This window comes from Oceanobacillus sp. FSL K6-0118, from assembly GCF_038006665.1.
In the GTDB taxonomy this organism is placed as follows: domain Bacteria; phylum Bacillota; class Bacilli; order Bacillales; family Amphibacillaceae; genus Oceanobacillus; species Oceanobacillus caeni.
On record NZ_JBBOVR010000001.1, the window covers coordinates 153,802 to 175,302 of the forward strand.

The 21,501-nt window shown below is 36.4% G+C and carries 24 protein-coding genes and 1 pseudogene; 7 read left to right on the top strand and 18 right to left on the bottom strand.

The genetic code is table 11. The features are described from left to right. Positions 1–534 precede the first annotated feature (534 nt). The gene (yidA, locus tag MHI02_RS00685; protein ID WP_047183976.1) at positions 535–1,365 is read left to right on the top strand and encodes a sugar-phosphatase; all 831 of its coding nucleotides are present in this window, start codon (positions 535–537) and stop codon (positions 1,363–1,365) included. Positions 1,366–1,564: 199 nt separating this feature from the next. Here the strand turns inward: yidA and MHI02_RS00690 are convergent, their stop codons facing one another. The 4 genes from MHI02_RS00690 to MHI02_RS00705 all read right to left on the bottom strand — a co-directional run bounded on the left by MHI02_RS00690 (position 1,565) and on the right by MHI02_RS00705 (position 4,784). Continuing rightward, entirely contained in the window at positions 1,565–3,010 is a 1,446-nt protein-coding gene (locus tag MHI02_RS00690) for a carbon starvation CstA family protein (RefSeq protein WP_341165579.1), read from the bottom strand. Positions 3,011–3,324: 314 nt separating this feature from the next. Next, positions 3,325–3,582, bottom strand: coding sequence for a hypothetical protein (locus tag MHI02_RS00695; RefSeq protein WP_341165580.1), 258 nt, complete (start codon positions 3,580–3,582; stop codon positions 3,325–3,327). Next, entirely contained in the window at positions 3,551–4,333 is a 783-nt protein-coding gene (locus tag MHI02_RS00700) for an IS91 family transposase (protein ID WP_216883597.1), read from the bottom strand. Before MHI02_RS00700 ends, MHI02_RS00695 begins: the two co-directional genes overlap by 32 nt. Before the next feature lie 37 nt (positions 4,334–4,370). Further along, positions 4,371–4,784, bottom strand: a complete 414-nt coding sequence (locus tag MHI02_RS00705) for a transposase zinc-binding domain-containing protein (RefSeq protein WP_216883538.1) — start codon at positions 4,782–4,784, stop codon at positions 4,371–4,373. A gap of 60 nt (positions 4,785–4,844) precedes the next feature. On the opposite strand from MHI02_RS00705, the pseudogene MHI02_RS00710 reads away from it, so the two are divergent. Next, positions 4,845–5,111, top strand: a pseudogene (locus MHI02_RS00710) (HAD-IIB family hydrolase); the annotation flags it as partial. A 91-nt stretch (positions 5,112–5,202) separates the two neighbouring features. On the opposite strand, the gene MHI02_RS00715 reads toward MHI02_RS00710, so the two are convergent. From MHI02_RS00715 to MHI02_RS00730, 4 genes are read right to left on the bottom strand one after another with little or no spacing between them, the layout of a single operon-like run. Then, positions 5,203–6,210: a FecCD family ABC transporter permease gene (locus tag MHI02_RS00715; protein ID WP_047185339.1), complete on the bottom strand. Its 1,008-nt coding sequence runs from the start codon at positions 6,208–6,210 to the stop codon at positions 5,203–5,205. Next, entirely contained in the window at positions 6,207–7,217 is a 1,011-nt protein-coding gene (locus MHI02_RS00720; protein WP_111058514.1) for a FecCD family ABC transporter permease, read from the bottom strand. Before MHI02_RS00720 ends, MHI02_RS00715 begins: the two co-directional genes overlap by 4 nt. A 31-nt stretch (positions 7,218–7,248) precedes the next feature. Further along, complete coding sequence (locus tag MHI02_RS00725) at positions 7,249–8,157, bottom strand: iron-hydroxamate ABC transporter substrate-binding protein (protein WP_047186144.1); 909 nt, start codon at positions 8,155–8,157, stop codon at positions 7,249–7,251. Beyond that, positions 8,154–8,954, bottom strand: coding sequence for an ABC transporter ATP-binding protein (locus MHI02_RS00730; RefSeq protein WP_047186145.1), 801 nt, complete (start codon positions 8,952–8,954; stop codon positions 8,154–8,156). Before MHI02_RS00730 ends, MHI02_RS00725 begins: the two co-directional genes overlap by 4 nt. Positions 8,955–9,250: 296 nt before the next feature. Here MHI02_RS00730 and MHI02_RS00735 point away from each other — a divergent pair, with 296 nt between their 5' ends. Then, on the top strand, positions 9,251–10,303 hold the full coding sequence (locus MHI02_RS00735; protein WP_047186146.1) for an NAD(P)/FAD-dependent oxidoreductase: 1,053 nt from the start codon (positions 9,251–9,253) through the stop codon (positions 10,301–10,303). A 112-nt stretch (positions 10,304–10,415) separates the two neighbouring features. Here MHI02_RS00735 and MHI02_RS00740 read toward each other — a convergent pair whose 3' ends face one another. Further along, entirely contained in the window at positions 10,416–10,529 is a 114-nt protein-coding gene (locus tag MHI02_RS00740) for a hexameric tyrosine-coordinated heme protein (protein WP_341166091.1), read from the bottom strand. Between MHI02_RS00740 and MHI02_RS00745 the strand changes: the two genes are divergently transcribed. The 4 genes from MHI02_RS00745 (at position 10,480) to motB (ending at position 14,004) form a co-directional block, all read left to right on the top strand. Continuing rightward, positions 10,480–11,292: a DnaD domain-containing protein gene (locus MHI02_RS00745; RefSeq protein ID WP_084824102.1), complete on the top strand. Its 813-nt coding sequence runs from the start codon at positions 10,480–10,482 to the stop codon at positions 11,290–11,292. The genes MHI02_RS00740 and MHI02_RS00745 overlap by 50 nt on opposite strands. A gap of 220 nt (positions 11,293–11,512) precedes the next feature. Continuing rightward, positions 11,513–12,028 carry a type 1 glutamine amidotransferase domain-containing protein gene (locus MHI02_RS00750; RefSeq protein WP_341165581.1) on the top strand — a complete coding sequence of 172 codons (516 nt, stop codon included), beginning with the start codon at positions 11,513–11,515 and terminating at the stop codon, positions 12,026–12,028. Between the two features lie 436 nt (positions 12,029–12,464). Continuing rightward, entirely contained in the window at positions 12,465–13,250 is a 786-nt protein-coding gene (gene motA / locus MHI02_RS00755; protein ID WP_047186149.1) for a flagellar motor stator protein MotA, read from the top strand. Beyond that, entirely contained in the window at positions 13,243–14,004 is a 762-nt protein-coding gene (motB, locus tag MHI02_RS00760) for a flagellar motor protein MotB (RefSeq protein WP_047186150.1), read from the top strand. Before motA ends, motB begins: the two co-directional genes overlap by 8 nt. Positions 14,005–14,274: 270 nt before the next feature. On the opposite strand, the gene MHI02_RS00765 is transcribed toward motB, so the two are convergent. The 9 genes from MHI02_RS00765 to MHI02_RS00805 form a co-directional block, all read right to left on the bottom strand. Continuing rightward, positions 14,275–14,646, bottom strand: coding sequence for a hypothetical protein (locus tag MHI02_RS00765; protein WP_224443451.1), 372 nt, complete (start codon positions 14,644–14,646; stop codon positions 14,275–14,277). A gap of 66 nt (positions 14,647–14,712) precedes the next feature. After that, a complete protein-coding gene (locus tag MHI02_RS00770; protein ID WP_224443452.1) occupies positions 14,713–15,606 on the bottom strand; it encodes a hypothetical protein in 894 nt (297 codons plus the stop codon). Beyond that, complete coding sequence (locus MHI02_RS00775) at positions 15,603–15,944, bottom strand: hypothetical protein (protein WP_262721956.1); 342 nt, start codon at positions 15,942–15,944, stop codon at positions 15,603–15,605. Before MHI02_RS00775 ends, MHI02_RS00770 begins: the two co-directional genes overlap by 4 nt. Positions 15,945–16,242: 298 nt before the next feature. Next, positions 16,243–16,533 carry a hypothetical protein gene (locus tag MHI02_RS00780; RefSeq protein ID WP_224443455.1) on the bottom strand — a complete coding sequence of 97 codons (291 nt, stop codon included), beginning with the start codon at positions 16,531–16,533 and terminating at the stop codon, positions 16,243–16,245. 18 nt (positions 16,534–16,551) lie between these two features. Next, positions 16,552–18,237: a recombinase family protein gene (locus MHI02_RS00785; protein WP_319612173.1), complete on the bottom strand. Its 1,686-nt coding sequence runs from the start codon at positions 18,235–18,237 to the stop codon at positions 16,552–16,554. Beyond that, on the bottom strand, positions 18,221–18,352 hold the full coding sequence (locus tag MHI02_RS00790; RefSeq protein ID WP_262735429.1) for a hypothetical protein: 132 nt from the start codon (positions 18,350–18,352) through the stop codon (positions 18,221–18,223). The genes MHI02_RS00785 and MHI02_RS00790 overlap by 17 nt, the downstream gene beginning before the upstream one ends. Positions 18,353–18,519: 167 nt before the next feature. Further along, positions 18,520–20,223: a DNA primase family protein gene (locus tag MHI02_RS00795; RefSeq protein ID WP_341165582.1), complete on the bottom strand. Its 1,704-nt coding sequence runs from the start codon at positions 20,221–20,223 to the stop codon at positions 18,520–18,522. A 47-nt stretch (positions 20,224–20,270) separates the two neighbouring features. Further along, complete coding sequence (locus MHI02_RS00800; RefSeq protein ID WP_224443458.1) at positions 20,271–20,879, bottom strand: hypothetical protein; 609 nt, start codon at positions 20,877–20,879, stop codon at positions 20,271–20,273. After that, positions 20,879–21,385 carry a hypothetical protein gene (locus tag MHI02_RS00805; protein ID WP_224443459.1) on the bottom strand — a complete coding sequence of 169 codons (507 nt, stop codon included), beginning with the start codon at positions 21,383–21,385 and terminating at the stop codon, positions 20,879–20,881. The genes MHI02_RS00800 and MHI02_RS00805 overlap by 1 nt, the downstream gene beginning before the upstream one ends. Positions 21,386–21,501 lie beyond the last annotated feature (116 nt).

Genomic DNA, 21,501 nt, shown 5'->3' on the forward strand with positions numbered 1-21,501 from the left:
TATATGAAGATGTTGCATTTATTTCTTTGTAGATCACTTATAAGTATGCTCCTACGTTACGCTTTCCATAAATGAACAAGCAAATTTTTTCCGCACCCTATTCAGAGCGCTTACAAATTGGGTTTAAAATAAATATTGAACTTACCTTTACCCCCATTCACCATTTGCGAGCCATAGATAGTTGGCATTTTGTACTAGGTAGTAGCATTTTCCTTGTGACGTCAAAGAGATAATTCACAACACTTTTTTCTATTCACTGCTTGAAATAGTTTATAAAGTATTTAAACTGTTGTTTTTCGCATCAAAGTTATTTTATACTGTGTTAACATTCTTGTCAAGGGAATAAATAGAGTTATTTATGTTTATTTTTTCAACAATTCCTTTTTATTGGATGGTTTGAAGTTCAATTTGAAAGCCAATGGGATACATCCAGCCCCTTCTTTTTTATCCTAAATTACTTCGATTGGCTCAATTGTCCCTCTGACTTAACTTGTCGTATAATGGTGGTATCAACAGAAGATTGGAGAATAGAAATTGTATAAATTAATTGCAATAGATATGGACGGGACTCTTTTAAACGACCGTCATGAAGTACCAGAAGATGTAAAATACACGTTATCTGAGGCAAAAAAGCAAGGAATTAAAATTGTCCTTTGTTCCGGGCGCCCAATTGGTGGCATTCGGAGCTACATTAAAGCACTTAACCTTAATCAAGAGGGTGACTTTGCCATCGCCTATAATGGCGCATTGGTGCAAGATACTCATACAAACGAGGTTGTAGCTGAATTATCACTTGGACATGCTGATTTAGTGAAGTTGTATGAACTTAGTATGGAATTGAAAACACCAATGCATTTCTTTGATACGAAAGGGGTTTATACCCCAAACGCTGATATTAGTGACTATACAGTGTTAGAGGCATATTTAAGTGAAATCCCATTAGGTTATCGCCAAGTAAGCGACATACCAACTAATATATCGATACCAAAAATCATGTTTGTTAATCATCCAGACAAATTAAATCGTACCATTGAAGAACTTCCTAAGAGCCTAAATAAGCAGTATACAATTGTTCAAAGTGCTCCATATTTCCTTGAATTTGTTCATCCTAGTGCAAGTAAAGGAAATGCAGTGAAAATGCTGGCTGAACAACTTGGTATTAAACAAGAGGAAACAATGACGATTGGCGATAACGGAAATGACTTATCCATGATCCGATACGCAGGATGTGGCGTGGCAATGGGTAACGCTATCCCAGAAGTAAAAGCAGCCGCTGACTTCCAAACTCGAAGCAACAATGAAAGCGGAGTGGCCTATGCAATCAAAAAACTTGCTTTAGAACCTTTAAACGAAAACGCCAAATAGAACAAAATACACATACAAGAATCACAAAAATAGGATACTGGTTCGTTTCCAGTATTCTATAAAGAAGACTAACCATCAGTGGGAGCTTTCCTTCATCCCCGACTGATGGTTAGTCGCACTTATCGTACCTTTACGAGCAGTTGATTTCCCACCTACCTTCTTTGTTTCCCCAGAAGCTTGAGGCGGGATAAACCCTTTATCATCCTAATTTCACATCCGAATCCTCATAGTTGCTAGCTGTTTTATGTTTAATAAGTTGCCTTACAAACCACACAAGTACAGCCAACCAAATAACCATTCCTAGAATCATAGAAATACCATAGTCCAGGTTAAAACCCTCTGGCGCATAAAAGACATACGTACTTACTACCGCCGTCATGAATAAAGCTGGAATACTACAGATCCAATGAAACTTATTGTTTTTCACAAGGTACATAGCTGCCGTCCATAACATTACTGCAGCAACTATCTGATTAGATCCGCCAACATACCGCCAAAGGAAACTATAATCAATCGAAGTCAGATATAGCGTGGCGCCTGCTACCGGTACCATAAGTAAAGTTAATTTTCCTTTTCCATTAAAGTCTTTCTTTGTCAATTGTGTTAATAATTCTGCAAGCATCATTCTGGAAGACCGTAATGCCGTATCACCAGTCGTAATCGGAAGAACGACAATCCCCAATATCGCTATCATACCGCCAAATGCTCCTAGTGTCGTTAGACTGATTTCATTAACGACCCCAGCAGGACCGCCCGCTTCCAGTGCTGCATTCAATGCACCAGTACTACCGAAAAAGGTCATCCCTGCCGCTGCCCAAATCATAGCAATGACTCCTTCACCAATCATCGCTCCATAGAACACCTTTCTACCTTCACTTTCTTTTTTCAATGTTCGGGCCAAGATAGGACTTTGTGTACTATGAAATCCAGAGATAGCTCCACAAGATATGGTTACCATTAATAATGGACAGATTGGTAGCTCTCCAGGGTGTAAGTTACTTAACGTTAGATTTGGGATTGGATTGTCAAAAAAGAACATCCCAATTCCGATTGATACAGCCATAAAGATTAATATTGCTCCGAATATAGGATATACTCTACCAATTACTTTATTAATTGGTAGGATTGCCGCAAGTATTAGATAAACAAATATAATAATAAGCCATGTCGTAAAATTAAATGGTGTAATTTGTGTTAGTAACTGGGCAGGTGCTGCAGTAAATGCTGCTGCAACCAAAATCATTAAAAATATCGAAACAATCGTAGTGATGATTTTCAACTTTTCGCCTAAATATTTTCCGACAATTGTCGGAAATTGTGCTCCATTATGCCTAAGCGATACCATACCTGAAAAGTAATCATGTACCGCTCCCGCAAAAATACAACCAATAACAATCCATATAAATGCAACAGGGCCATAAAGCGCACCCATTATTGCACCAAAAATCGGACCGGTTCCAGCGATATTTAGAAGCTGAATTAAACTCGCCTTCCACCAACTCATTGGCATATAATCAAGCCCATCGTTACTTGTATAAGCAGGTGTTGGATTTTTGTCATTAATGCCGAAAATCCGTTCAACCACCTTCCCATAAACGATATACCCAACAATTAACAACAAGATGGAAGCTATAAAAGTAACCATCGCCGAACCCCCTTTTCTGAAAATTTAAATATAATAGTATACTGAATAGGGTGAAAAATCAATAGTTTTATCATAATTTTCCAGTATTTTTTTACTATTTTAAAAAGGGTGGTTTAATCCATCATTCAAATTTCTCCAATTATAGCTGTCTTATTCCATAAATAAAGGAGACTTCTATCAGTGTGGGGGGTTTCCTTCATCTCCCACCTACCCTTTTTCTTTCCCTAGAAACTTGAGGTGGGAGTCTTACTGCTTGTTTTAAGTGATATAAAGAACAAAAGCGCTAACGCGCCTTATCACGTCCCAAGTGAGAATTAATCACTTGGGATATTTCTCGCTTCTAACATGGTGCCATTACAGTAGGGGCAATGTAATTCTACTTCTTCTCCCTCTTTTTTATCCACACTAAATTCACCGATAATATATTCAGGAACTTCATCGGTTTTATTACAATCAATACATTTAAAAATCACCATCTTTATTTCTTCAATCAAACCAAAGGGATCGTCTTCATTTAACCACCCTAAGTTTTCTGCCGAATTATCCCGTCCTTTTTTGTTGGACAATACCATATTTTTTACATCTCTCCTTTTCTACTTCCTCCATGTAGTAATAAATCCATCCGTAATCACTATGCCATATTCCTACAAGGTCCATTTGTCTTCCACAATGTGGACATTGAAATGGGTCGTTTTCAAATGACTCCATCATTCGTTGACGGTATGTTTTCTTTTTTCTTTTCGTCTCCAGTAATAATGAAATTTGTTTTGTCCTCATGAACGCATATAAACTTAATATTTGTTGTGCTTTTCGATGGGATCTTCTACTATACAATCCATATCTACCAACCATACGAAAATGCTTAGGAGGGACGTGTTGTAGTATTTCAAATATAAACCTGTAAACGGGGATCTTTTTATCTACTCTTTTACCAGTACGATGATCTTCATACCAATAATGGACCGTATCTCCGTCATATTCTACGATACGGTATTCCGCAATTGCTGGTCGTGCTAAATATCGCCCAATGTACCGTGCTACTCCTTTGGCGTTTGTTATTTTCTTTTCTGCATTTACATAAAATCCCTTAGGGTATCTTTGGTATAAATCATTCACCAATTCATTCACTTTTTGATTCCCAGGAAACCATTTTTTCACTAAATCTAACACTACTTTTTGCCATGATTTCCTTAAGTACTCATATGGAATATATCCACTTGATACCCACTCTTTCTTATTATCTAATGCCCCTTCTGTTACCAATGCATGTATATGGGGGTTGAATTTTAAATCACGTCCAAAAGTATGTATTACTGTAATAATACCCGAGCGTAATCCTCTTTTTTTACTTCTGTGATAATTATTGAAAAACTTCCGCCACCTGTTTACTTAATTCATTAAGCTTTTTACGATCTTCAAAGAACACATTCCTTAATTCTTGAGGAATAGTAAATACCATATGACGATGAGGTACATTAAAAATCATTTCCTGTTGTTTATCCGACCAATCATCCGTATATTTTTTCCCACAACGATGACAGAGTCTACTTTTACAAGTGAAACATACAAATTTAGGTAAGGAATTACCTTCACAACCTAAGCATTCATAACGTGCAAAGCCCATATCACGGGTACCACACTTGATGGTCTTCTCAACAGTTTCTTTTATATCATTACGATAAGATTCGGGAAACCTTCTATCGTGCAAATCCCAAAATCCTGCAAAATGATCTTTTAGTATTTCTTTTATAACACCTGTACCTTTTTTCATCATCTTTGTTCTCTCCATCAGTAATAGTTAAATTTTAACATAAACTTATCCACAACCAAGAAATTTTATAGTTTCCTAAACAACAAAGGAAATGCAGTGAAAAAGCTAGCAGAACAGCTTGGTATTAAACAAGAGGAAATTATGAGTTTTGGGGATAATGGAAATGATTTATCCATGATCCAATACGCTGGATGTGGCGTAGCAATGGGGAACGCCATCCCAGAAATTAAAGAAGCCGCCGATTTCCAAACTCTAACCAATAATGAAAGTGGAGTGGCCTATGCAATTAAAAAACTTGCCTTAGACCCCTTAAACACAGAAGTCAAATAGCAAAAAGCCACAGGGACAGGTCCCTCGTCCCACTTCTCTTGTATGAAACAAGAAAGTACTATTGGGACGAGGGACCTGTCCCCCCGGCTCTTTATTTTCGTAATAATAGGTACATAAAATATGGTGCTCCTATTAGAGCTACTACAATCCCTGCTGGAATACCTTCCGGGGAAACGATATTTCTTCCGATTGTATCAGCGATTAATAGCAGCCATCCACCTAATAGAATTGCTACAGGGATAAATAGTTGGTTTCGAGGACCAACCAAGGATTTTGCAATGTGCGGCGCCATCAGTCCGATAAAGGAAATACCTCCAGTGACGGAAACCGCAGAAGCTGCGAGCGCTACTGCAGTGAAAAGCAATAGAATACGCTCTTTATTAACTGCGACCCCTACCCCAATTGCAATAGATTCATTCAGCGCTAAAATATTTAATCGATTTGCTTTATATAGTGCGTATGGGATGAAAATAACTAGCCATGGCAATACCGCTAAGATAAAAGGCCAGTCTGTTCCCCAAATATTTCCCGCTAACCATTTGGCGATAAAGTCAACCTTTACACGCTCCTGTGAAGAGATTAAGACAATCATGATGCCAGATAATGCTAGTGAGAACCCAACCCCGATAATGATCATTCGAGTAGGTTCGAGCGGTCGCTTTCTCTCATAGGAAAAAAGATAAATAAGCATAGCGGTAAGAAACGCCCCAATAAAAGCAACCACTGGTAACAGATAGATAAAGGTACCAGATTGTACTGGGTAAAATAAAAAGAAAATAGCAACTGCTACACCAGCACCCGAATTAATCCCAATAATTCCCGGATCAGCTAGGTCGTTACGAGTTAAACCTTGAAGTATTGCTCCAGAAAGCGCTAGGGCCATTCCAGCTAAAATTGTGATAATAATCCGTGGCAAACGAACGGAATATAGCACAAACTCTTCCTTAAATGATCCATCACCAAATAGGGTCGGAATGATCCGATCATAAGTCAATGCAGCTGCTCCAATCCCCATGCTAATAAAGACCGTAAGGATAATTAAGATTGCTAATGAACATAAAATGATTCGTTGTTTTTTCAGTAAATGAGGGTGAATCATATAAATAACCTCCCACCTTTACGGATAATAAGGAGGAAGAATGGTAATCCCATAACCGAGATAATGGCTACAATCGGCGTTTCCCATGGGGCATTGATGGTACGGGCGAGCGTATCCGCAAAGAGCATTAAAATTGCTCCAACAAAGGCTGACATTGGTAAGATGTATCGATAATCCGTACCGACCATTACTCGAACCATATGGGGAACCATTAAACCGATAAAAGCCATATTTCCAACTAATGCAACGGATGCACCCGCAAGTAAAACAATGATAATAAAAAGTACTGCCTTTATCTGTGTTGTTTTTTGCCCCAAACCAACAGCAACCTCTTCATTCAAACTCAAAATGGTAAGTTGTCTAGATAGTCCAAAAGCAATTAGCATGCTTACAACCATAAACGGAACAACCATTTGTAATTGCCCCCAAGTTGTACCGATGAGTCCACCAGCAGTCCACATCGATACATCTTTAGATACTTTAAAATAAATTCCAATCCCCTCAGAAACCGCTTGAAGGAAAGCCGATACAGCTGCACCAGCTAAAATAATTTTAAACGGTGAAAATCCCCCACGTTTTACTGCGCTAATCCCATAAACCATCATTGCCCCTATAGCGGCACCAAGAAAACTGACGACCATAACTCCAAAATAATGAAGTGTTGGAAACAGAACAATTGCAACGGCCAGCGCGGCATTAGCTCCTGCTGTTAGCCCGAGTAGACCAGGATCTGCTAGTGGATTTCTTGTCATTCCTTGCATCATTGCTCCAGCAATAGACAATGCGGCACCAACCAATACAGCAGCTACCTCTCGCGGTAGGCGAATTTCCCGAATAATAGAAATGTCACTTCCCTCCACATTGGAAGTAAGTGACAGCCATACATCTATTACACGAATATCGGCAGCTCCATATACGATTGATATCAAAAATGCCCCGATAAAAAGAAGTAGGACAGCTATCATTTTGTAACGAAATGGTAGCACGTTTTTTATTTCCCTTTTCATGAATCACTCATCTTTTCTCTATAGTTTTCGTTCATTTATTAAGGAAAGCTTCTTTGAAAAAAGCAAGCTGATATTCTAGTGTTAAAGGATCATTAAAGTAAAACTCATACCCATTAACTTCAAACACATGATTATTAGCTACTGCAGGTATATTTTTATAAGTGTCTGAGTTCATAAATGAATTGTGCGTTTCATCGAATCGGCTGAAGATAATATAATCACCAGCATATTCCGGAAGTACTTCCGAAGACATGGCGTAATACCCAGCGTCCTGTGCTACTTCAGCAACTTTTTCTGGCATTTTCAAATTCATTTCCTGATAAAGAATTTCTGTACCACGGCCCCAATTGTCTCCATATACATAAAGCTGTTTATCAAAACTTTCTATAACCGAAACCGTTGCCTCTTCACCAATTTCTGCGCGAATTTCATTGCCCGCTTCTTCGGCTCTTTGTTTGAAATCATCAACCCAAGCTTTCGCCTCTTCTTCCTTATTTAACAACTTTCCAATTTCAATATGCTGTGTTAAGTAATCGACAGCGCCATACGTATATGTTACAGTCGGAGCAATTTCGTTTAACTTGTCCACATTTTTAATACTGGAAAGGCCAATAATTAAATCCGGTTCTAATTCAATAATTTTTTCTAAACTTTCATCACTTACTTCTTCTACATCGGCTAATTCCTCTTCCCACTGAGGATTCATTTTCGCCCAAGAATCAACTCCAACAAGGTCCACATCCAAAGCCATCACATTTCCAGCAAAAGATGAAAGAACAACGACACGCTGTGGATTCGCCGGAACTTCAATTGGTCCATTTTCCGATTCGTATGTAATCGTATCTGAGTTCTTATCTGTATTATCCGTTTCAGCATCTTCATTACTACAAGCTATAAGTAGTATGAATAAGATAGCAAAAGGAATGATTATCTTTTTCATAATAGTTTCTCCTCTTTGATTAAATTGTATGTGATACACATCGGTTTATTTGTACGTGGGTCTCTGCCAATTTCGGCATCAATGTGAAATGCCTCTCGAAGAACATCATGGGTAAGTACTGTTTCGCAATCTCCTGATTTAATAATGCATCCATTTTTTAGGGCAATGATATAATCAGCAAAACGAGCAGCTTGATTTAAGTCATGCAATACCATAATAATAGTTCTTTCTTGTTCTTTATTAAGCCTTTGCAAAAGTTCTAATACTTCAAGCTGATGCGCCATGTCTAAATATGTTGTAGGTTCATCAAGAAAAATAATCTCTGTCTCTTGGGCGAGTGCCATAGCAATCCAGACTCGTTGCCTCTGTCCTCCGGATAATGTATCTACAGGAAGAAAACGATATTCCAAGGTTCCTGTAACTTCAAGTGCCCATTCAATGACTTCATAATCACGTTTCGAAAGCCGACCAAATCCACTTTGATAAGGAAAGCGACCGTAAGATACTAGTTCCCCAACAGTTAATCCGTTTGTACTTTCGGGAGTTTGTGGGAGAATAGCCATTTTTTTTGCTACCTTTTTCGTATCCTGCTTGGATATATCATTGCCATCTAAAATGACTGCCCCAGATTCATGTGAAATAATTCGAGTAATTGCTTTTAACAATGTAGATTTCCCGCAACCATTCGAGCCAATAATCGTCGTTATTTTCTTATCTGGAATCTCAACGCTTAGATCTTTTACAATTAAGTGTTCTCCATAACCGATATTTATATTTTCAGTCCGTAGACGATACATATCAGGACCTCATTTCAATTTTCATAAATAGACGATAATGATAATCATTATCATTACTTTCTCTTAAATTATAATTTGCTTGATTTCGTTTGTCAATGCTTTTTTATCTAAAGGAGCATAGGAGTATATACGATCCCCAAAAGATGATATGTAAACATTAACTAGATATGACTATAGCTTTCCTCTTCCTACACTAAACATGCAATATATAGTAGTTTTCTTTTTATCGCTTGACAAAAAAGAGTTTTTAACTGAGAATGATAATCAATTAGAAGCCTTTTAAGGAGTGATTAAAAGTGAAGCAGGATGAATTATTTGATGTAACGGTAATTGGAGGAGGCCCAGCTGGATTATATTCGGCTTTTTATAGTGGATTACGAGAATTAAAAACAAAAATTATCGAATATCAACCTGTTCTTGGTGGCAAGGTTCATGTATATCCCGAAAAGATGATTTGGGATATTGGTGGTTTAACACCTATTTCCGGAGCGGATTTCATCAATCAAATAACGGAGCAAGGCTTAACATTTCATCCAACCGTCGTAATGAATGAAAAAGTGGAATCCATCAGTAAAAATGAAGATGGCATTTTCACTTTACAAGGCGCTTCTGGCCAAGTTCACTTTTCTAAAACTGTAATCGTAGCTGTCGGTGGCGGAATCTTAAATCCACAACGGCTTAATATTGAAGGTGCTGAGAGGTATGAAGTTACCAATCTGAATTACACGGTTAAATCACTCCAACAGTTTAAAGATAAATCGGTCATTATCTCTGGCGGAGGGAATACAGCAATCGATTGGGCCAATGAACTGGAGAACATTGCTAAGAATGTATATCTTACGTATCGTAAGGATGTCCTATCCGGCCACGAAGCACAGGCTACCCGTTTATTAAATAGTTCCGCAGTATGCTACTTTAATTGTTCGATTACGAAATTAATATCTCGTACGAATAGGGATTTAATAGAACATGTTGAGTTAACTAATCATCAAACAAAGGAAACCGTTTCCTTGCCAATTGATGAAGTAATTATTAATCATGGCTATGAACGTGATACATCCCTGCTTCAAAATAGTTCTCTAGATATTGAAATTGCAGAGGGATACTATATTGCAGGTAATACGAGTAGTGAAAGCTCTGTTCCCGGACTTTATGCAGCTGGAGATATACTCCACCATAAGGGCAAATTACATTTGATTGCAGGTGCATTCCAAGATGCAGCAAATGCGGTGAATAAAGCAAAACAATATATTCAACCTGATGCAGAAGGATTTGCCATGGTATCATCACATAATGAGATATTTAAACAACGTAATCAAGAAATAAAGCAGAGAATATTGCATTCATAAGATATGGGAGAGGGGACAAAAGTCGAATTCTCCAATCTAAAAATACTAAATAAAAGCCGATTCTTTACTTGATAAGAATCGGCTTTTATTTAGTATTCCAAGTGGGATTAGCTTACTTCCAATAGTTATTAGCTGCTGCTACCGTTTGAAAATGTATCGCTATCATTTGCGATGTCATGATAAGACTATCCGCATTCTTTGCATATTTTGGCCGTAACTTTTTAATTAAATCAGGTTTGACTGAATCAAGTTTTAAGCGGGCGAGGACAGAGTTAAAAGAAAAAGGATACATTTCCTATCAACCTCAAGGGGGCAATCAAGCACCCATTTATCAAATAATTAGTTTGATAGAAAGAAACCTTGAGGAACAACAGATCGATTCGAACATGCATGGTGCAGATGTGGTTTCAGCGGAATTAGCTGATGAAAATGTAGCGAAACAAGCGGAACATGTTGAGAGCCAGGAAGAAACTACAGGTAAAACAGTAACAAGGAAAGATGCTGAAGAAAAAGGCGTATTTAAGTTTTATCAAGATAACTTTGGGGCTATTAACCCCTTTTTAAAGGATTCCATAAATAATTGGGCAAGGGACATGGGGGAAACATTAGTGATGGAAGCGATGAAACGTGCATTGGATAGAAATAAAACGAGTTGGGGATATGTGAAAAGTATTTTACAAACGTGGAAAAAGAAAGGAATCCGTAGTGTAAATGCGGTAATGGCCGAGGATGTGGATTTTCGATATAAGAAACAGCGTCAATATCATTATATCCCTCCTAAGAAACATGAGGTGATTCCTGATTGGTTTATGGAACAGAAGGAACAAAAGAAGCGATTGAAGAATTCAAGTATGTTAGTAAATCCGCAAGAAGCAGATGCCGTTCGAAAAGAGATTAAGAGGTTGAAGGAAGAGTTAGGATATGGGGGATCAAGTACTGGGATACATGCCGAGAATATAGGAATAGACCACAACCACAAGTTATCGTGAATTTCCCATCGGCCCCTCATAAATCTATGTTTTAAAGCAAAGGTTACTCTTCCTTAAAAAGCCTTATTCTAATTAACCTTTCAACCCGTTAGCCATTCAACAGATAAAGGAAGCCATCGCTTACAAAAAAGTATATAGCAACTATCTATGTTTTTGATATCGACCATACATGTTTTAATCATATAAAAACGGGTAGTTTAATATTAAGGAGTTGATTTCATTGAGTAAAAAAATTGCTGTATTAGTAACGGATTATTTCGAGGACTCGGAATATACGGAACCAGTTAAATCCTTTAAGGAAAAAGGTCATGAAATAACGACAATTGAAATGGAAAAAGGAAAAACAGTGAAGGGCAAGCAAGGAAATAGTGAGGTCGTCATTGATAAAGGTATTAATGATGTTTCCCCGGATGAGTTTGATGCCCTATTCATACCAGGTGGATTTTTTCCGGATATTCTTCGTGCAGACAAGCGTTTTGTTAACTTTAGTAAAGCATTTATGGATGCTAAAAAACCAGTATTAGCTATTTGTCACGGACCTCAGCTGCTAATTACCGCAGAAACACTTGAAGGACGCGACGTAACCGGATATAAATCCATTCATGTTGATTTAAAAAATGCCGGTGCGAATTTCCATGACAAAGAGGTAGTTGTATGCCAGAACCAACTAGTCACCAGTAGAACACCAGATGATATACCGGCATTTGTTCGGGAATCATTGGAAATATTAGGATAGCCATTAGGCAGAGGTGGTTCCCTCTGCCTTTTTGTGCGATGAGCATACATATAGAACTTTTGCCCTAGTCAACACTCTTTTTTATTAAATAAAATCAGCCGTCCTTTACGTACTTAAAAGCACTACCGTTATTGCGGTAATCCTTCCAATAGTTGAACAAAGTAATTAATTGTTTTTATTTTTAGTAAGAACCTCATAATGTCAGTAGGATTTTCATCCCTTTCGCGGTCATACTTTGTTTTTCCATTCATGAACATAACTACTTTCATACAAAGCAAAAACACACCTTATTTGACTTTCAGCGAAAAACAGAATTTTACATATTTATTTAGAAAGCTTGATATATATCTAAATACCCCCGATAAAAGAACTAGATAGATGAACTGTTGTAATAATAGATTGATGTTGAATAGAACAGATATTGGGGTGTTAATTTATGGATATAGCAACTATTTTAGGCTTGCTCATCGGATTAATTGCAATTGGAGTAGGTATGGTACTAAAGGGAGTAAGCTTAACTGCTTTAGTCAACCCAGCAGCCATTCTTATTATTATTTTGGGGACAATTGGTGCTGTTATGATAGCTTTTCCTACAAGTACGATTCGAAAGGTTCCTTCGTATTTCCGTATTGTATTTACACAACAGAAATTGAAAAGTTATAAGGAATTGATTCAGCAATTTAGCGAATGGTCAGATTTGACAAGGAAAGAAGGTTTGTTGGCATTAGAAAATGAAATTGAACCTATAGAAGATGACTTTTTGCGCACAGGTATGCAATTAATGTTGGATGGACAGGAAACGGAATATATAAAAGAAGTATTGTTAAAGAAAATTGAAGCGATGGAAGAAAGGCATGAAGAAGGGGCTGGAGTTTTTACGCAGGCAGGAACCTATGCTCCGACACTGGGGGTTTTAGGTGCTGTAGTCGGATTAATAGCAGCCTTAGCTGATATGTCAGATACAGATGCTTTAGGCTATGCAATTTCTGCTGCTTTCGTCGCTACTCTATTAGGGATTTTTACAGGTTATGTACTATGGCACCCTTTTGCCAATAAGCTACGTGAGAAGTCCAACAAAGAAGTACTGCAGAAGCAACTGATTATTGAAGGAGTTGTTTCCATAGCCCTTGGTCAATCAAAAGCTATGATTGAGGAGAAATTAAATGCCTTCCTTTCGTCAAAAGAATTGGCAAAGTTGAAACAGGAGAAGTCATATGAGTAAAAAAAAGAAAAGACCGGAGATCGGTGAATCTTGGCTGCTTCCATATTCAGATATGCTCACGCTTCTTCTAGCTTTATTCATCATTTTATTTGCTGTTAGTGAAGTGGATTCCCAGAAATATGAAAAGCTTGCTGAGGTGTTTCGAAGTGAATTTAAATCAGGGGGAGCTGGAATCCTTGATGAGGAAAGCAAACCCCAGGAAGGACAAACTCCTGAAGATCAATCATCCAAGAAAACAAATACTTTTACAGATGATGAACCAAAGGATGAAAAAAATCAAAATGATGTTGCCCAGCAAGATTTACAGCAAATAAAAGAAAGCATCGATTCCTACGTTACCAAAAATGAATTGGCAGGAAAATTTCACACGGAACTAACGGGTGAGGGATTGATGATTACTATTTTGGATAATGTCTTTTTTGACAAAGGCAGTGCCGAAGTAAAAAAGGATGCCCAGAGTACGGCGAGAGAGGTCGCAAAACTGCTCTATTCCGATCCACCCCATGAAGTGGTAGTTAATGGACATACCGATGATACACCAATTTCCAATAGTTCTTATGCATCAAACTGGGAACTTAGTGTAGCAAGAGCGGTTAATTTCATGACAGTAATACTGGGACAGGGTAATTTAGATCCTACTTTGTTTAGTGCAAAGGGATATGGTGAATACAAACCGGCTGTACCGAATACAAATATAGAAAACCGTCAAAAGAACAGACGCGTGGAAATACTCGTACTTCCGAATGAGGGTTGATTTAGAATAACTATCACAAATTGTTGGATATTTCCAATCATTATTTACTGGAACTGATGAAAGCAAAACATCGTCAGTTCCAGTTTATTTAAATCAACTTCGATATGAACTTGATCCAATCTTTTCTTCATATTCCCCCGGATGACACCTATAATGGCTGGCAATACAGAAATGAGGATGATTGTTAAGAGAACCGTTGAAAAGTTGTCTTTGACAATTGGGATATCTTATTTATGATACGGTTCACCGTAATGTATCTAAATGAGGTTTTTAAACCCTCCAGCCAACTTCCTTTGAAACACGCTTTACTTGTTGTATGAATTTATCATCCGTTCTTCCCTTATCGCTGATAACTCTATCACTAGTAGATGCCCATCTGAAAATCTGTTCAATACTTCCATAACCACGTTTAAATGCTTTAGCTAAAAATAAGCAATTAGTCTTGGTAGGAGAGAAGGATAAAACAATTCGTAACTCATCATCAGACCATTCTTTTCCTTTGTTTGAATCATCATATTCTGTATCCTTTTCTTTTTCAATTAAATATGCTCTAACTAAATTTATTTTTCCATTTAAGTCTAATCCTTCGACCTTGTAATCTAATAATTTAAATACTTCATCCTTAAATTCACTTTTTTTCATGGTTGCCACCTCATAAAATTCCATTTTTAAATTATTATTACCTTAATATGCTTTAGCTTCTAAATATCAAATACTGAGATTAGGGAAAATTGCTTTTAGTTCGGTTAAAACTTCACTTCCCATTTGATTTAAAGAAGTTTTTCTTGCATAATCTCCATGACCCTTTCCATTTAAATCAGCCTTATTTCCCCCTAAACCAATAAATTGCTCCGAAGGTTTAAAGTGTAGACCAACTACAGGTACTCCTAGTGGATGATAAAAGCCAACTTGATATTTAGAATCTGGAAAGTCCTTAATTGACTTAATACTTTCAAAGCTAAATTCCTTTTCTAATGTAAGCCTAGAACAATGCTCTTTTCCTAATACAATAATTAATGAGGGACTTAGAAAATCCAAGGTATCTCTAATGAAATCCTTTGCAAATTGAGATTCAAGTAAATTAGCTTTTTGTCTTATTCTACTCATCTGACTTCTAGTAGGAATAGGAAAGAAATCTGTGTGTACAACTCTTTTCTTGTTATAGTTTGAATATAAAGAACCTCCCATTCCATTTAGGAAGCCTTCTAATCTAGCTCCATTTTTCTTACCAAACCAACCACGATAAGCTGTATCTCTTTCAAAATAAGAGTTATACATTTCAATAGTTGTTTCTAATTGTTTATCACTTACCTCATATTTTTCTAAAGACACTCCTGTACCCCTTACATAAAAGCGTGATTTTTCGCCTAACAACAAATTATCATCTCTATCAAGAAATTCATTTGATGAGGGGTTAGTTGCAATTGTTACCCAATTATTAGGAGAAGTATTTCCAAACCAAACAACAGGGGTAGCTCTATCTATTACTTCATGTGCAATTGATGTCTGAGACAATTCTGATTGATAACGTATTGCTCGTTTTAAAAGTAATTTTGCCCTTTCTATTTTTGAAGTAGAAAGTGATTCCTTCGATTCATTCATGGTATTTCCCCCTTTGTTTTTTTATATTCAAAGATTGAGTAATGAAGTTGAATATCTTCGAAGCTTCTAATGCCAATGCGTAAAACTACTTTATTATTTAGGTATACTTCTTCTATAAATTCTAATTCCATTTTATTTTCAATTACCTTGTCTAACTCTTCCTTATCCTCCAATATTATCATAGATTCATAGGGCATAAGTAGAAAGTCCTCTACTTCTTCACCATTGCTTAGATATTCATAAAGTCCATAAAATTCCTGTTTCAAGTAACCTAATTGATTATCATTTATTTTACTAGCAAATGATTCAAAGTCTTTTAAACATCGAATTTCTCTCATCTGCTAACACTCCAATATGACCTTTGAAATTTTTCGAATGCATAACAAGCTACAACCCCTACTACTGTTCCCATTAAGAAATATTGCATTATGATTACCCCCTATTAATTTTTTCCTTGATTAAAATGTAAAGAGAAACACCAAAAGACACACCTTTTTTGAATAGGTCAATTGAGGACATCATTTCACCTCCTTATAAAATCACTAATCAAACACAAATAAACTGCAACTATCATAGTCCCAGTTAGAAATTGCCTATTGAATTTTTAGTAATACTATTAGACTTCTTACAGCATACTCAAATAAAGCTTATAGGGTTTACTAGCTCACCATCCTTTAATAAACTAATTGCAAACTCCTTTACACCCCTTTTGTCCTGTAACAGACATACAATGTTATTTAGACCACTATCATAATAAAACAACCAACATGTTATAGGCTCACTAATTTCTTTCGGGATTATAGCCTTAAGGTGTTCATTTGGAATATCCTGCACTAATACTAGTCTTACATCCGCTTTCCAATCTTTATATGCTAAATGCGAATGATATTTTTCCATATAACTTCTAAATACTTTAATAATACTCATATAGTTTTACGCTCCTTTTTATAGGTCAATGAAAATAGAAAAAGGAGGAGCAAATTCATCCGTGATAGACGAATTTGCTCCTCCCTTAAATGTGAAGTATTTTGCTACTCCTTTATTCAGTTGTATTTGTATAGTGTCAATTTTCCTGTCTTCTGAAAGAGTTATTTTATGAATCAAGAGTTGCAACAGTTTCTTACGTTGCTCTGCCGTCAATGACTTCTTATAGACGGTCACAAAGTTCTTCATAACTTCCCCAACTACCTCATGATTAACATGTTGGATTCCACCATGTTCTAACTTTCCTTCAATTGGTGATAGTCTTTTTTCTAGACGTTCCTTTTCGTTATCAAGATTAGTTAGTTGACTGGTAAGGTCACCTTTACTAATTACTTCATCTACATATAATCTTAGGTATTTGTCCTTTTTAGATTGTATAGCAGATATTGATTTTTTTAGCATTTCATATTCCTTCTGTAGCGGTATTATGCCATCCTCATTCTTTTGATTAATTCTATCGACAATTTGTTTAACCAACACTTCATTACTGGCTAAATCAGCTATTTTTTGAAGAACATATTCATCAGCATACTGTGTCCTTACACCATTTGAATTACACACTGCTGTTCCTTTGTTTTTCCATGCTCCACAAACATAGTATTCGAGTACACGCTTACTTCCGTCTTTATTACGATTAGTGGTTCTCCCTAATACCATACCCGAACCACACACTGGACATCTTAGGATACCTGTAAGTGGGAATTCACCGCTATGAATTCGATTTGGTTTTCCAGTACGGGATTTCATAATACTTTTAGTCTGTTCCCATATATCATCTGATATAATTGGCTCATGTTGACCTTTTACAATGACTGGGTTTGGATTTATATTATTTCTTCTCTTTTCACTCCAGTCTCGTCGAACGTTATACCTTATAAATCCAGCATATAGAGGATTACAAAGAATGGTTTTAATACCGTTTATAGAAAATGCTTTATTTTTCTTAGTTTTATATCCCTCTTTATTCAAACGGTTTGCAATTGACTTATATCCATTTCCCTGGACATACAATCCAAATACCTTCCGTACTATAAATGCTTCTTCTTCATTGATTATGAGTTTAGATATTTTTCTTTTTCTATTATCGCTAGGAACACTTACTACATCATATCCAAGGACTTGCCCACCATTCCAGGAACCTTCTTTTGCTCTTGCTATCATTCCCATTTTTACATTTTCAGCAATATTAGCACGTTCAAATTCCGCAATTGCAGCCATCATTTGAAATTGAAGTCTTCCTGTTGGCGATTCAGTTTCATACCTTTCTGTGTAAGAGCGAAAGCCAATATTCTTGTTTTGCAACTTATCTACAATGTTAAGAAGGTCAACGCTTTTTCTTGAAAGTCGATTCATTTTCCACACTAATACGATATCAAAGCACTTTTGATTAGCTTCATATAATAACTGTTGAATAGCAGGTCTACCTTTAATGTTTTTACCACTTATTCCTCTGTCAATATATTCCTTATAAATAGTATATCCTTCTCTCTCGCACCACTCTCTTAAAACATTTATCTGCTCGTCTATACTGTAACCTTCCTCAGCTTGTTCAACAGTGGATACACGAGCATACAGAGCGACACGTTTCTGTGTTCCATTTTGGTTATTTAGCTCAAGCTGGTCTAATGGATTAATTAGTTGATTCATCTTTTTTCTCCCCCTCTTTTTGCGTTGGTTGATTAGTCAAATATCCTTTGACCATTTCTGCTAATATGTCTATAAGAGTTTGATATTTGTATTCTTGTGTATCTTCCATATTCATGCTGATGTCCCTCTCATCTGATTTATGATATATATTTTATTTTGCTTTTGTTTATATTTTTAAGTTAGGGGGTAGGGGTGGTGAGTAAAATGGAAACTTTTATTTTATTTGATTTTCTGCAATCTTATTTCCACCCATTTTTTGGTTTTTACATTCCCCCTAGCCCCCTAAAATTGAATGAATTCTCCATTTAATGCTGGTACTTGGAGATTGTCTAATCCAACAATTTCCATTCCATCATAGTAAATGGTCCCCCTGACCTTCTTTTTCACAATCGGAATACATTCATTTTCCAGAGTAATTTTGAAGTTTCTCCAAAAATTTTGTTTAGATTTTGTCCCTTTGTCATCAATACCTTGCATAGTTAACCATGTTAAATATTTTCCATGAAAGTCAGACTGCCTTGTCCGAATTCCCTCTTTTAAGACAACATGCTCGTTGAAAAATTCCTTAACAGGATTTTGTTCCGCATAGTATGTTTGATGACATTCTTCAATTACATTACATTGGCTAAATTGATAGTTATTTTCTCTCAATCGTTTCAGACCTTCTATTGCCCAGTTTAATATCCCAGGAAGTTCTGCTAATAGTTCTTGTGTTAGATTTACATTTCTTTCATTTGGCTTAAATGTACGTCTAAATGGTAAAAGCATAAGCTTTCTAAAAAATCCATTAGTGACATCCATTGAATCTGGTAAATTATTAACAACAAAGACGAGTTTGCAATGCGGTTTATAGGTTATTGACGGATAGTATTTGATATTAATAGTTATCGTGTCACCACTAACAATTGCTTTAAAGTTTTCTGTTTTTAATGCTTTACCACCCATTTCATTTTCAGCGGCAATATTCACTGTTTTATTAATTAGACCCTCTAGACCAAATTGCTTACTAAACTCAGCCAATGGAATGCTACTAACATTCTCTTTTCCTACCAATTTAGTAATGATAGAAGCAAGGACACTCTTTCCATTTGCACCACTACCGTAAAAGAAAAATGCCTTTTCTGCTTTTGTTTCAGCCGATAAGAGATAGCCTAAAATTTCTTGGTGAACCTGGTGAACCCGAATAAGCTCCTCATCATCCAACGTTATTTCGCTTAGAAACTGCATAAATGCTGGAGCAACAGCGTTTGAGTCATAATGCATTGGCAATTGTACCGTTGATAAATAACTTGGATGATGGGGATGTAACTCAAAACTATCCAAACCCAACATCCCATTTTTTAGATTGATAAAGTTTCTGTTAGAGTTCATTTCTTCAACCGTGTTTGATTCTCGTAATAATGCTTTGACGACTTCTTCTTCAGCCTTGCTATTCCAGCTATTCCTACGCCCTTCATGCATCAGTGTTCGAATTACTTTACCTAATTCAACCTTAGATAGTTCCTCGAAGACACCTTTCCTATGGTAAAGGAATAGTCGCCCATCTTTTGTAGAACGAACATGACAGCGACTAATAAATTGCTTGGCAAAGACATTCGCATTAAAGGTATAAGCATTCTTTTTCTCATCGTATAGAAAACCATGTTCTTCCGCTTTACTTATGATGATTAACTGTTGTAGTTCAGTCATCAGTTCCTCAGGAATTATTTCCTCCACAACACGACCTGCAGATTCATATATTTTTGCAGATTGGTGTTGCGGCGATTGATTAAAACCATAAAGCATTGCCTTAAAATATCGGAGGCTTTCGGAACCGACAATCATTTCCAATGCCGTTATTAACATCGAAAGTTGTTCTTTCAAATGGGTACTTTCAAGTAGTTTTCTAGTTCTTTCACTTTTTTCAAGTAATCTTAGCTTTCTAACCGTATAAGGTGAGATAAAAGGTGATAATTCCTTCTTCAAAACATCCTTTATATGCTTCATTTTTACTTATCTCCTTTACAACAGAAAGGGTTAATCCCCTTCTGTTATTATGTGTTTGGATTTTCAACAGTTAAAATTTCAATTTTTTCAAAGACATTACCAGCTTCTGAGGTCACATGATGAATTTTTGCTTGTCCAGTTAAACCAATTAAGTGTCTCATTGATATTCTTTGCCCCTTAAATACTTCTTTGAAGGCTCCAAGAAACATCATAAGTGCAGATTGTTGGTTAGTTGAGTTGTTATAAGGAAGTGATAGTTTTGTAATTTGCTCGGTGCCTTCACTATAAAGAGAAAAAGCAATCACATACTGGTCTTTAAAACCGTATCGAGTTTCTACATTTTCACGAGCTGTAATATTATCAATCTGGTAGTCAAACAAACCTTCATCTACTTTTGCCATCCGTTGCATTGAAACAGAATCATCTTCAAATGATATGATTCTATCCAATGGAGAATCCTCTTTAGTAGTAGAACTAGAAATTTTATCGGGACTTTCGTTTACGTTGTAATCATTAACTGTATTTAATTGGTTCATAGAAGGTTCTTCCTTTCCTCTTTCGTTAACTTCTTTTTCAGGCTGTTCTTGCTCCAACCCTTTGTCGTTATCTTCACTAGGTTTATTTAGTACTGGACGTCTTACTTTTTTGAGTGCCATTACGCTACCTCCTTATACTTGTCTAAAGCACAGTTTGTAATTTCAATAGGTTCCTTATCTTCTGCACCAAAACAAGTTGAATTGAATTCGGGGAAGAAATTGACCTTATCGTTGCCTATACTTCTAACTGTATCCTCTGGGTCGTCACCCAAAAAAAATTCTTGAATTAACAGGTCATCTATAGGCGCTTTATTTAGAAAATCAGCAAATTCAATTAGCAACCCTATATATTGCCCTTGATTCATGACCATCTGATAACCTTTTGGATAAAAGTCAATTTCAATCATGTCATCATGAATATTGATACGATTAGGTAAAACTACTAATCTCTTAAGGTCTTTTAATAATTTCTTTATTTGCCTTCTAATGCCGTCAGAAGAAGTACCTTTTGGTATTGGTACACATGCTGCTAGGCGATAAATAGCATTCACCCCATCATAATGGTCACTGCGGGAATCAGTTAAGGCACTTAACGCAATTTGGAAATTTGTTTTTTTACGGGTCATGGAACATTACCTCCGATTTGTTTTTGTTTACAAATCCGAGTATAGAGCAGATTTTAGTGGGGTTCACGGACAGGTTTAGGGAGAAAAACCATCAAAAGTTGTCCTTGACAAAAAAA